The organism is Terriglobia bacterium (genome assembly GCA_020073085.1).
GTDB lineage: Bacteria > Acidobacteriota > Terriglobia > JAIQFV01 > JAIQFV01 > JAIQFV01.
Window position 1 is genome coordinate 41,161 of sequence record JAIQFV010000024.1, and the last position, 12,342, is coordinate 53,502.

Here is a 12,342-nt window from a genome sequence, read left to right on the forward strand (position 1 = left end):
GGGGCCGATGAAAATCCTTTACGCCTCGCATCTCTTTTTGCCGAAGTATTATGGAGGGACGGAGGTCTATACCTATAACATCGCCTCGGAAATGAAACGCCGCGGCCATGATGTTCATGTGCTGGCGTGCGAGTCCTTCAAGACGGGCAAACGCAATGAAGTTCGCGCCAATGATGATGTCTATGGCGATTTGAAGGTCCATCGGGTGTTTCTGAACATCATGCTCATGGACGATCCGGTCCGCGCGGAATATTTCAACCCTTATGTGGAGCGGCATTTAATTGACTACTATTCAAAGATCCGTCCCGATATCATCCATGCCCATCATTTCGGTTATCTTTCAACCGCCGTTTTTACCGCGGCGCAAAAGCTCCACATCCCCACCGCCTTTACGGCCACCGATTTCTGGCTGGTCTGTCCCAACTCACAATTGCTGCGGTGGAACGGGACCTTGTGCGAAGGCCCCACCAATATCGCCGATTGCCTTCGCTGTTACACCCATCTCTCGAATCGCGCCCGGAAATATCGCTGGCTGACGAAGGCCCTGCCCGACGAGATTCTGAATAGGCTGGTTCGGGCTGCCATCCACCTGGCTTCAAAGCCGATCTGGCAGTTTCGCGTCTTAAAAGCGGCGGGCTCGCGTGCCGAGTGGAACCGGGAGGTTTTCAACTCAGTCGGACTCTTCATCTCTCCTTCAAAATTTCTGGAATCGATGTTTGTCCGGAACGGACTGAACAATCCCGGCCAGTTGAATATCCCCTTCGGGGTGCGGTCGCCGCTGTTGGAGACCAGCAGTCAGAAGACCCCTTCGCCCATTCTGCGATTTGGTTTTATCGGAACCATTTCAAAACACAAGGGGCTTCATATTTTGATCGAAGCCTTCCGGGAACTCAGTCAGGACGAGCCGGCGAAATTGAGGGTGTACGGCAGCCTGGAGTTCGATCCGCCCTACGGGTCGAAAATCCGGCAATTAGCCACGGGTGACCCGAGAATTGAATTTGCCGGCACTTTCCCGCATCAGCAGATGACCGAGGTATTTCGCGAGATCGATGTGCTCATCGTGCCCTCAAACTGGTATGAGAATACACCCCTGGTGGTTTATTCTGCCCTGGCAATGGAAACCCCCGTGATCTGCAGCAACCTGGGCGGGATGGCCGAGATTGTCCACCATGGCGAGAACGGGTTGACGTTCGAAGCGGGGAGTCCGCGGGCATTGTGCGGTCGAATGCACGAACTCCTGAATGACCGGTCACTGGTTGAACGGCTTCGCCCGGACCGGACGAAGGTCCATACCGTGGAACACAATGTCGACCAACTGGAAGGGGCCTACGCAGACCTTCTCGGACGCGAGATGACCTCGAATTCCCCGATTATCCGGAGTGCGGCCGTGGCTCCGCGCTGAGCCGGGCCGGAGTGCGATCACCCCCCATGAGCGACCTGACCACTGATATCGTGATCGTGACATGGAATAGCGCACGCACTCTGGAGGGATGCCTGTTGGCGCTGCGCCGAAACCGGCCATCCGCCTCGCGACTCGTGGTTGTCGAGAACTCCTCTCAGGATTCCACGCTTGAAATCCTACGATCCCATCAGAATGAGATCGCGACCCTGATCGAAAATCCGCTGAACCGGGGATTCGCTGCAGCCTGCAATCAGGGGGCGAACGCCGGAAAGTCCGAGGCCATCCTTTTCCTGAACCCTGACTGCGAGGTCCAGGCGAACGCCATCTCCGCCCTCAGCGCGGTGCTTCAGGAAGATTCCCGGGTGGCGGCCGTGGGCGCAAGGCTTGTCGGGTCGAATGGCGTCCCTCAGGTGGGATTTGCCCTCCGCTCTCTCCCACGCCCGGTCGATCTGTGCTTTGAAGCCCTGTTGGTGAACCAGATCTTCCCGCACAACCACTGGAACAAACACTATCGCCTTTTTGATTTCTCATTTGATAAAAGCGCTGAGGTCGAACAGCCGGCGGGAGCTTGTTTTATGATCCGCCGATCCATCTTTGAAGAGGTGGGTGGATTCGACGAGCGGTTTCATCCGGCTTGGTTTGAAGATGTCGACCTGTGTCAGCGTCTGAAGTCAAGAGGCGAGGCGATCGCCTATTGCCCCGCCGCTGCGGTGGCCCACAGCGGCGGGTCGAGCATCCAGTCGATGGCCGCCGGGCGTGCTTCGGAATACTTCTTCCGAAACATGCTTCGGTACTCCGGGAAGCACTTTGGCCGCGCCCGGACCCTGTTGTTGAGGGCGTCGTTGGCGGTCGGAATGGTGGCGAGAATGTTGATCGTTGCCGCGTGGCCGTCAGCCTGGCAGCGTCGTCAACCGTCTGCGCCCCGCGGCAGGATCGAGCGGCGGGAGCGAGGGGCGTTACAGCGGGCGTACTGGAATGTCGTGAGAGGGGCGATATGGCAATGGCGCCCCTGATCACAATCTCTCTGGTGACCTTTAATTCAAAGAGTGAAATCGCGCGCTGCCTTCAGTGTCTGGCCGACCAATCCTTCCAGGATTTCGAGGTCCATATCTGGGACAACGCCTCCACCGATGGCACAGCTGAATTTCTGAATGATCTCTCCCGCTCCCGGCTCTCCCTTTTCTGCTCGAAAGACAATGTAGGTTTTTGCGCCGCGCACAACCACGCCATTGCGGAGTCAGAGGCGGAATTCGTCCTGGTGTTGAACCCGGATTGCTACCTCGAGAGCCATTACCTTGAGACCGCCTGCCAGGCGGCGAGGAAGAGTCCGCGCATTGGGGCGGTCGCCGGGAAGCTCTATCGGCTCCGCACTCCGGCGGAGGATTTCGAAGTGGCGCGGAGGGCGGGCATTCTCGACTCGACTGGAATTTATTTCACGCCGTCGTTCCGGCACTTTGACCGGGGTTCCAACGAACTCGGGAGGGACCGCTTCAATGCGGAGGAGTGGGTCTTCGGGGTGACCGGGGCAGCGGGCCTTTACCGTCGCGAGATGCTGGAGGATATCCGGATCGACGGCGAGTATTTTGATGAAGGTTTTTTCGCCTACCGGGAAGACGCTGACCTCGCCTGGCGCATGCAGAGTGCCGGCTGGCAATGCCTGTACGTGCCTCAGGCCGTGGGCTACCATGTTCGCAAGGTGTTTCCTGCGGGCCGATCCCGGGTCGTCGAAACGATTAACATGCATTCGGTGAAAAACCGCTTTTTATTTCGTCTCAATAATGTGGCATGGCCGACGTGTTTTCGATTCCTCCTTCCCATGTTGATCCGGGATTTAGCCGTCCTCGGATACACGATCCTGTTTGAGCATTCATCCCTGCCCGGGTTGAGTTATGTTGCGCGGAATTTTCGCGCCCGCTGGAAAAGACGGCAGAGGATTCAAAGGAAGCGAACGGTCAGCCTCTCATCCCTGCACCGGTGGATTCACTGGCGCCCTACGGCGTTTCCAAAGGAGACGGCTCTGCAAGATGGTATGTAGGCACGTTCGGGAAGCGGGGCAGGCGTCCTCGCCTGCCTGAAACCTGAATTTCGAATTTAAGGACGTCAATGGAGCGTTAGGCTCTTCGATTCAAATCGATTGGGATGGACTGAAGGAAGGATGGAATTGTTGCGCCCTTGAAGGGATTGGAAAAAGAGGGAGAGACGTCTGTTCTGTTGTGCATGCTTTTCGGGCCAGCAGCTGTCGCTTTAGGCCCGAAGGGCTGTCAGAGTGTAGCCCCACCTGAAGCTCCGCGTTCTTCGCGGAGCGAGGGCGGGGTACCGAGGGGAGAAAATAGGAGAGCCCCGCTTGCGGGGCGAAACATTGCCCTCAGTTCCAAGTATACCAAACGTCCTATGTGAGGCCCTTCACTAGGATGGATCTCGCCCAGCCCTGCGGGAACGTGATTTTTCAACAGTGTTCCAACGGCCAGGAAGATCTCCAAAGTCCCCACATCGCCCGGTGAATCCAACCGGTGGAGTTGATCTCCACTCATTCGTGAAACGAGAAGGTTAACGGGGGGGTCGAAAGAGAGCATTGCGGAGACGAACAAGACAGGGAATTGTTTTAGGGTCGTCCGAGGATCCATTCGGCAGATTCTTTCGCCCCGCAAGCGGGGCTCTAATGTCATTGTGCAGACCGGGACCCCACCCTTGCTCCGCCCCGCATAGAACGCGGGACGGAGCTTCCCGCCACGGCGGATCTTCGACAGGTGGGGTTACACTCTGACAGCCCTTCGGGCCTAAAGGGACAAAAGCCTTACTCGAAAAGCATCTACTAATGGGAATTGACTCTCCCTCCGACATGGATCATGGCCTTCAACTTCAGAATTCGGGCTAAGACTTTGGGGTCGGATGTTCCGGGCCAGCCGTCCACGTCTGCCCCACGCGACTGGATTTCACTGGCAGGTGAGTTGATACAACCGGAGCGTCTCCCGGGCCGCCGTGATCCAGGAAAACTTCTTGACCTGTTCGAAGCCCTTTCGAACGAGTTGTTGGCGGAGATTTTCGTCACAGAGGATCTGTCTCATCCCCCGGGCCACTTCAAACACATTTTCCGGGTTGACCATCACCGCGGCATCGCCGACCACTTCGGGCAGCGAAGATGTGTTTGAAGTCAGGACGGGGGTTCCGCACGCCATCGCCTCCAGCGGGGGGAGTCCAAACCCCTCGTAGAGAGAGGGAAACACGAAGGCGCTGGCATTCTCATAGAACACCTTGAGAATTTCGTATGGGACGAACCCGAGAAATCGGACTTCGCTCTGGACACGGCTGATGATGACGGTGCGCCGCAAGGCCTGGTGCGAGGCCAGTTCGTCACCGATGATCAGGAGCTTCAACCGCGAATAGGTGGGATGGTCTCTCAATTCGGTCCGCGCCACGGCAAAGGCTTCGATCAGGCGCGTCACGTTCTTGTGCGTGCGCACGTTGCCGGCGTAGAGGAGATAGGGATCGTGGATCTGGTAGCGTTCCAGGACGCTCCGGGTGTCGAGGGAAGGCTGGAGGGTCGAAAGGCGCTCATCCAGGGCGTGATGAATCACGGTAATTTTATCTTCCGGGATCTGGTACAGCCGGACGACGTCCCGCTTGGTGGCTTCGGAAACGGCAATGATGTGTTCGGCGCGCTGCAGTCGCCGCCGCTTGGAATAGAGTCGGGCCTCCCGGATCCAGCTGAATTCTGTCCCCCGGGGATAAAGGATGTGGACGCAATCGTGGACCGTCACCATGTAACGGCAGGGCAACCGCCGCGGGACGTCATCATGGGGGATATGACAGACATCGACGCCCTGGCGTCTGAGGAAACGCAGGACCTCCGCGTGGTTGAACTCGCCGCGCCTCCGCTCCTTGAAGCGGATCCGCTGGAAATTTTCGGCCGTGGGAAGCGCGGTGGAATTGGTGGATTCACTCTCGAGGAGAAAGTACGTGTTGGTGGAATCAATCTTCGCCAGGTGGCTGACTAAATTCCGGATGTAGGTCCCGATGCCGAAATCGTTTATCTTGCCGAGTTCCAGCGCCACTTTCATGCGGCGCATGTTAGCGCATGGGATGCAGACAGGGAATGGTTTTTTTGAATTGGGGTGAGAGGGGATTCCACCGCAAGAGACGCGGAAGACACCCAGTCTCGTGGATAAACGCAAGGACTCTTTGCGTCCTCAGGCGCTTATCAACGGAATTCACGGCGATAGAGGCAAAACAATTCATCATTAGGAGGCCAGGAATACAGGAAGTTAAAAACCTTCTCTGTGAAAACAATGTGACTCTCCCGCAGTGGCGCACTTTCCACAAATGAACGGTTCCTCGGTTTCCTGGCTTCCTAATCAAATCTGTTTTGGTTCCGGTTCGTCCGGGTTAGGGCCTACTTTGCGATCTTTGCGGTTTGCTTTTCCCGGGGGTTGAACTCGATCAGCATTTCTTTTGAATAGGGGAGGGGAGTTGGGATCAGAGTCCTGCCGTTTCCACTTGTGACCCGCCGGTCGTGTTCGGGCAGGGCCTTTCGCGCAAAGTGTTTTTTCAGCCGGTCAAAAGTCCAGCCGAAGTGGATCAACAAGCTTTCCGCGGCCTTGAACAAAAACTCCTCATATTTTTTCTGGTCGTAGGTCACGGTGCCGTCCAGGTGAGCCAGGGCTTTGGCGCGGTCACAGGGCAGTGCGGCGTCCGCATCCGTGATAATGCACTGAATGCGTTCCCCCGGGCTGAGTGAAACTCCGCGGGCCGTCAGTTCCTGGCTCACGATCGCCGTCAGGGAGGCCACCCGGTAATCGAGCGGATCGCGGCTGATCCGGAGGGAGATGGCCAGATCTTCGGGGTCCATCTGTCCGCCGCGCAGGTCAGCGAGCCGCGCTTCCACCTCCTTCAAAATTTCGGGCACCCGCGTGTCACATTCCTGGCGCGACCGGCAGGGGGACCACAACTCCAGCGCGCGCGCTTGAAACTGCTTGATGAACATCGGGGTGTCGGAGCGGCGCAGCTCGATGCCGCGCACTTTCAGTTCGCCCGATTCGAACAGGCCAAAATAGCGGTTCGGGACGCTGACCCGGGCGTCGCGGCGCGAGGGCAGGAAGGCCACCCAGCGATACACGCCCTCCAGCGCGATGGGGATGCGGGTCCGTTCCGTGATGTGGCAGGCCAGTTGTTCGAAATCTTCGGTCGTGGCGCCTGGTTTTTGCACCCACAGGGCATCGGTCAAGGCGTGCAGCATGTGGTAGCCGGCGCGCTCGGCCACTTCCTTGGCGATCAGCAGGATTTCCCGCCCATACGCGGTAGTGCTTTCGTGCGCCTCGATACGCCCGAAGCGCGCATTCTTATAGCCGAGATACCCGAAGCAGGTGACCAGCACCCATTTCAGGGCCGTCTGTTTGCGGTCGTTGATCTCGAAGTCGGCGCGGGTGAGCGCCGCGCGTTTTTTCTGTTTATAGAGGCGGCGCTTTTCGAGGATGAGGTCGAGCGCTTTGGGCACCAGACCCCGCCGCCGCTGGCACACGCGATAACCCGTCTCCGGAACGCGCGGGGCGTCCGGGCAACAGGGGCAGTTGATCGTTTCCGGGCTGAGGTTGTAGTCGCGCATGAGCGTGGGATACATGGAGGCAAAATCGAGTTCGGCGACCTGATCGTGAAACCCCAGCACCGGTGCGTAGGTCAGGCCGCCCTTGTCGATGGTCAGCAGCTCCAGGCCGTCTTTGAAATCCTCGGCCACATGCTTGCGGTAGGGAATCAAGTGGTTGTCGCGCAGCGCCACTTCCACCTGCATGGAGGAAATGCATGTCCCTGTGGAGAGGCGGGCCAGCCGTTGCACCGGGATCTTCGAAAGCCGTGCCAGCTCGAACAATCCTTCCAGCCCGCTTTCGTGGGTGATAAAAGAGTTGCGCCGGTCGATGTGCCAGCGGCCGCGCAGGGTGTGAATGGCGTCGATGTGCACAATCCGTCCGTAACTGAAATAACTGCGCTCCTTTTGAACGGGGGCCGGCGGCTCGCCCTGGCGGTCGAGTTTCAAGGGGGTCCGCTCCTGCCGCGCCAGGCGGTACAACTGCGGCAGGATGTAGGAATCCCCCCAATCCGTGAGCACCAGATGCGGGTCGGCGCGCTCGACCAGTTTGTTCAAATGCGTAATGAGACGATCCCCGTCCAGAACGATCTCGCGATCGTCCATGAGGGCGACCAGGTTTTTTCTGCCCCCATGCGCCGGGTTGTGGGAACAGTTTTCCAGCTTGAGATGCAGCACCCGCAAGGGCGGAAGCAGGTAATCACACTCGCGCGCGCAATCCTGCAGCTCGAATCCCAGGATGCGGGGAGGCGCCCCCGGCGGCGCCGCGGGATCCACCACCGCTTCCAGCCCCACCTTCGCCAGGGGAAACAGTTCCGATTCGTAAAAAAATAATTGGGGAAGGGGAATGTCACAATTATAAATTTCCACTCCCCTGAAATCGCTGTCGGGGGACCTTCGCGCTTCCTGATCCGGCATGCTGCTTTGACGCAACAGCGCCTGCACGAGCGGGCTGTAGTCGAGCGGATTGGCCGTCCGCACCGAAACGACCGAAACCCAATCGTTGGTGTAAAACTCGCGCTTTTCGGCGACATCGAACCGGACCGGGATGTGTTGTCGTTCGATCCAGCGGACGGCGTTCTTCAGGGTGCGGTCCGTTCCATGCAGGAAAAAGGACGGTTGAAAAGGATAAGAAAAATTCAGGGAGCGGCCGGCGGGGTCAATGATCCAAATCGTCAAACCCTGTGGCGTAGGGTAGACATCGAAAATCCAACCGGTGTGTAGCATGGGAATACAGTCCCAAGTCCAAAGTCCAAGGTCCAAAAGAACCAGTTCAAAGTTCCAAGTTCAAGGTTCAAAGTTTAAAAACACAGTCCAAAGTCCAAGGTCCAAAGTCCAAAAGAAGCAGTTCAAAGTTCCAAGTTCAAGGTTCAAAGTTTAAAAACACAGTCCAAGGTCCAAAGTCCAAAAGAAGCAGTTCAAAGTTTCAAGTTCAAGGTTCAAAGTTTAAAGCCTACAATTCCCCTTTTTTCAGGTCTGACTTCTGACTTCTGACTTCCGACCTCTGGCCTCCGGCCTCTGGCTTCCGGCTTCTGGCTTCCGGCCTCTGACTTCCGGCCTCTGGCCTCCGGCCTCTGGCTTCCGGCCTCTGGCTTCCGGCCTCTGGCCTCCGGCCTCTGGCTTCCGGCCTCTGGCTTCCGGCCTCTGACTTCTGACTTCTGACTTCCGACCTCTGGCTTCCGGCTTCTGGTTTCCGGCCTCTGGCTTCCGGCCTCTGGTTTCCGGCTTCTGGTTTCCGGCCTCTGGTTTCCGGCTTCTGGTTTCCGGCCTCTGACTTCTGACTTCTGACTTCCGACCTCTGGCCTCCGGCTTCTGGTTTCCGGCCTCTGGCTTCCGGCTTCTGGTTTCCGGCCTCTGGCTTCCGGCCTCTGGTTTCCGGCTTCTGGTTTCCGGCCTCTGACTTCTGACTTCCGACTTCTGACTTCCGACCTCTGGCCTCCGGCCTCTGGCCTCCGGCCTCTGGCCTCCGGCCTCTGGCCTCCGGCTTCTGGTTTCCGGCCTCTGGTTTCCGGCCTCTGGTTTCCGGCTTCTGGTTTCCGGCCTCTGACTTCTGACTTCTGACTTCCGACCTCTGGCCTCCGGCCTCTGGTTTCCGGCTTCTGGTTTCCGGCCTCTGGCTTCCGGCCTCTGGCTTCCGGCTTCCTTCCCCTATCACCTATGACCTACCACCTACCCCCTGACACCTGACACCCGACACCCGACACCCGGCACCTAACACCTATTCCCTAAAACCTTCCTCTTTCTGTTCCAATTCCAGCCGGCGGATGCGCTTCATCATTTCAATCAGCATGGCGATCAGGACCGCCTCCATGGGTGCCGGTGTGGAGGCATAGGCCATGGGTGCCGTGTGGAATCGAGCGAGCGCAAAGAGCTCGTCGAGCACTTTTTGATCTTCCTGGCGCAAGGCGCGGCGAAATTTCGACCAGTCATCGTCCTGGATTTTTTGCAGAAGCTGGGTGGAGGTAATGACTGTTCGACCCATGGGAATCACCTGTAAAATATGGCCCTATTGAAACAGTCTCAGCTGGCGCGAATAGCGCATGGGCCCAACGGGCGCGGCGTTCAAGGTCCAGGTCTGTTTGAATTCCTCGGGCTGTTCCAGGCGCAGGACCATCTCCATCGGGGTGTGCTGTTCGCAAGCCAGCCGGAAGATCGCGTCCCGTTTGAGCGCTTCGAGGTATTGGGAACGCTGTTTCACCGCCGGCTGAGGACAGGCCAGCAACACCTTCAGGCCGCGCCGGGCGAGGTCACGTAACGTGGACTCAAATTTCTTGAACAGTTTATTGGCTTCGAACAACGGCACGTTTTCGTCGTAGAAAGTGGCCAGAGGGTCGAGCGCCACCACCAGCGGGGAATGATATTTCTCTGCCGTCTTTTGCACGCGTTCTGCCAGGGACACCATCTGGTGGCACGTGAAGGCGCGCGAAATTTTCATCAGCCGGAGAAACTCCTCGGGCCGGCGGGCGAAGTGCCGGGCCATGCGTGTGTACAGATACAGGTTGAAGCCATTGTTTCCATCCACGAGGATCACGGGGGTTCGCGTGATCAACGGGCGCGACAATATTTTCTGCGTCAACTCCAGGACATAGGCCTCGCCATAAATCAGGTAAAGCCCCTCCTGCGGTTTCATGGACTCCCAGGCCACATACAATTGCCCCAGCGAAAACCGGGGGGCCCCAAGCGAGGGCCTCAGCGCGGGGAGCGGAACGGCAGCCGGGTCGCCGGCGCGAGCGGGGGCGATTGGAACCGCGCTCGCCACCGAACCGGATTGAGATTTTTCGAGAGCGTTCATGGGTTCTTTCCTTTCGCCATGCAGAAGCAGTATAGGCGAACAAAAAGCGAAAGTCAAGGGAAGGTCACGATTATTTACTTGACACAGGGTATGGGTTGTGCTACCTTCTAGGCGTGATGATATCAAACCCTATGCTTACCAACACTTTCAGCCCTCTTGAGTTCTTGTTGAATGTAATTGATTGCTTCTTTGGGGAAAAGTTTATTCAAAATACTTCTCGCGCTCTTCTCTTTCTTAGATGCAGTTTTGCCTTTAGGAGATGCCATGAATGACAACCTCACTGAGATGATTGAGAAATACGGAAGCGAGGATAAGTGCCGCGCTCACCTTGAGCAATTGCGCTGGCCTAATGGCGTGGAATGCCCTCGATGCAAGGCTACCCAGGTATCGCACATACATGCCAGACATCAATATGACTGCGACAAGTGCCGCTATCAATTCTCTGTGCTCACTGGCACGGGTTTTAGTGATACTCACTTGCCGATCTGGAAATGGTTTCTTGCCGCCTACCTCATTTGCGAATCCCGCAAGGGTGTGTCTGCTAATCAGATTAAGCGAGTGCTGGGGATTAGCTATAAGTCGGCTTGGTTTCTCTGCCATCGAATCAGAAACGCCATGAAAGAGACCAACCCCGCAAAGCTCACAGGAACAGTTGAGATTGATGAAACCTATATCGGTGGTGAGCTTCCCCATAGCGAGGGCGGTATGTATGATAACAAGTCCATCGTTCTCGGTATGCGCCAAAGGCAAGGCAATCTCCGAATGGTTAAAATCCCCAACGCCAAAGCCCGAACACTTCGCAGGAGCATAGTTCCCTATATCAGCCGCGACGTTGAGCGAGTCATTACCGATGAACGGTCCGCTTACATCCCGGCCATTGGCCCACTCTATCCTAGAAAGCTTAAGAGAATTCGCCATGCAGAGAAGTACGTTGATGGAGATATCCACACCAATACGGTTGAAAATGCGTTCTCATTGCTCAAGCGTGCCGCCTTTGGGACGTACCACAAACTCAGCGACAAGCACTTGCAATCCTACCTCGATGAAATGACTTTCCGATTTAATCGCCGCGAAGACCCCAACCTTTTTTCTGAAACATTGAGCCAACTTTTGACAACCAAAAATCTCACCTTCGAAGAATTAACAGCAGACTGACGGCGGTGATATAATAAATAGCGAACGGGATTTTTCCCGTAAGGAGGCCCACTTGAGGAAGCTCACTTCCTACCTTATGCGAATTCCCCGTCGCTATTCATGCAGACAGTGAGGGGTACGACCGCGCCGGACACGGTCATAAACACTGTCTTGCCTCACGCTCTAGACGTGAGCACCGAGGACCATTACCCACCATTTCGTGCAGAGAAGCACGCGCTACCAAAAACACATGGCGGATGTGGTTCGCGCAATCGACCGCGCAATCGGCTGGGTGGCAAACTCGGTCGTCGGAAGTCTGTTAAGGCCCAGCCTAGGTAAAACAGATGAAATCCGCCGTTAAGGGGCCGTTGGCATTCGTACAGTGTCGCGGCCCTGGAATTTAATCTCCCCACTAATTTTTCCAGATCCGTAAATCACTTGAGGCGTGTAAAATCCTTTTCCTCTGTTCCAAGATTCCTGGTATCCGCCTTGAAAACACCGTCCTTTGTTCTCACCCACAATTCATAATTAATAATTCGTTTCTTCTTGTCCTCACCGGAAACATATAGCTCAAACGGAATTCTCATCTCTCCGTTGTTTCCAAGTTTTTCAAGTAATTCCTTGTCTATCCCCTCCGCATCCAAGTGATACGCTCCTTCATTTGGGGTAATAGTGACTGGAGGGCTATCAATGCTTCTTCGCCCGGAGCCCAATCTGTCTCCCCATAGGTATAAATTGGTCTTGCCGCGATTAATTATATTGAACGCCTTGTTTGCATAGAAAACATCTATCGATGGAATCACTGCTGTCCAAATTAGCTGAGATTCAAGACCCTGAGCCGCATGAATGTTGGTTCAAACTGTTGTGATTTTCGATTTTCAAGTTCAGGTCTCCCATTCTGCTGTCCCAGTTAGCGATAGGAAAATTCCAGTTGTTGGA

General features: G+C 56.3%; 9 protein-coding genes. 4 read left to right on the forward strand and 5 right to left on the reverse strand.

Translation table 11 applies throughout. The features are described from left to right. Positions 1 to 7 precede the first annotated feature (7 nt). Genes LAO21_18960 through LAO21_18970 form a run of 3 tightly spaced genes read left to right on the forward strand, consistent with a single transcriptional unit; the run spans position 8 to position 3,437 of the window. A complete protein-coding gene (locus tag LAO21_18960) occupies positions 8 to 1,402 on the forward strand; it encodes a glycosyltransferase family 4 protein (protein ID MBZ5554803.1) in 1,395 nt (464 codons plus the stop codon). A gap of 26 nt (positions 1,403 to 1,428) precedes the next feature. Continuing rightward, complete coding sequence (locus LAO21_18965) at positions 1,429 to 2,415, forward strand: glycosyltransferase (GenBank protein ID MBZ5554804.1); 987 nt, start codon at positions 1,429 to 1,431, stop codon at positions 2,413 to 2,415. Then, the gene (locus tag LAO21_18970) at positions 2,397 to 3,437 is read left to right on the forward strand and encodes a glycosyltransferase family 2 protein (GenBank protein MBZ5554805.1); all 1,041 of its coding nucleotides are present in this window, start codon (positions 2,397 to 2,399) and stop codon (positions 3,435 to 3,437) included. Before LAO21_18965 ends, LAO21_18970 begins: the two co-directional genes overlap by 19 nt. 898 nt (positions 3,438 to 4,335) lie before the next feature. On the opposite strand, the gene LAO21_18975 is transcribed toward LAO21_18970, so the two are convergent. From LAO21_18975 to LAO21_18990, 4 genes are all read right to left on the reverse strand, one after another. Further along, positions 4,336 to 5,469, reverse strand: a complete 1,134-nt coding sequence (locus LAO21_18975) for a glycosyltransferase family 4 protein (GenBank protein ID MBZ5554806.1) — start codon at positions 5,467 to 5,469, stop codon at positions 4,336 to 4,338. Positions 5,470 to 5,792: 323 nt separating this feature from the next. Then, entirely contained in the window at positions 5,793 to 8,204 is a 2,412-nt protein-coding gene (locus LAO21_18980; protein ID MBZ5554807.1) for a hypothetical protein, read from the reverse strand. A 991-nt stretch (positions 8,205 to 9,195) separates the two neighbouring features. After that, positions 9,196 to 9,459, reverse strand: coding sequence for a hypothetical protein (locus tag LAO21_18985; GenBank protein ID MBZ5554808.1), 264 nt, complete (start codon positions 9,457 to 9,459; stop codon positions 9,196 to 9,198). 24 nt (positions 9,460 to 9,483) lie between these two features. After that, positions 9,484 to 10,269 (reverse strand): hypothetical protein, encoded by a 786-nt coding sequence (locus LAO21_18990; protein ID MBZ5554809.1) that lies wholly within the window; start codon positions 10,267 to 10,269, stop codon positions 9,484 to 9,486. A gap of 264 nt (positions 10,270 to 10,533) precedes the next feature. Between LAO21_18990 and LAO21_18995 the strand changes: the two genes are divergently transcribed. Continuing rightward, complete coding sequence (locus LAO21_18995) at positions 10,534 to 11,424, forward strand: IS1595 family transposase (GenBank protein MBZ5554810.1); 891 nt, start codon at positions 10,534 to 10,536, stop codon at positions 11,422 to 11,424. 413 nt (positions 11,425 to 11,837) lie between these two features. Here the strand turns inward: LAO21_18995 and LAO21_19000 are convergent, their stop codons facing one another. Continuing rightward, positions 11,838 to 12,206 (reverse strand): hypothetical protein, encoded by a 369-nt coding sequence (locus LAO21_19000; GenBank protein ID MBZ5554811.1) that lies wholly within the window; start codon positions 12,204 to 12,206, stop codon positions 11,838 to 11,840. Positions 12,207 to 12,342 lie beyond the last annotated feature (136 nt).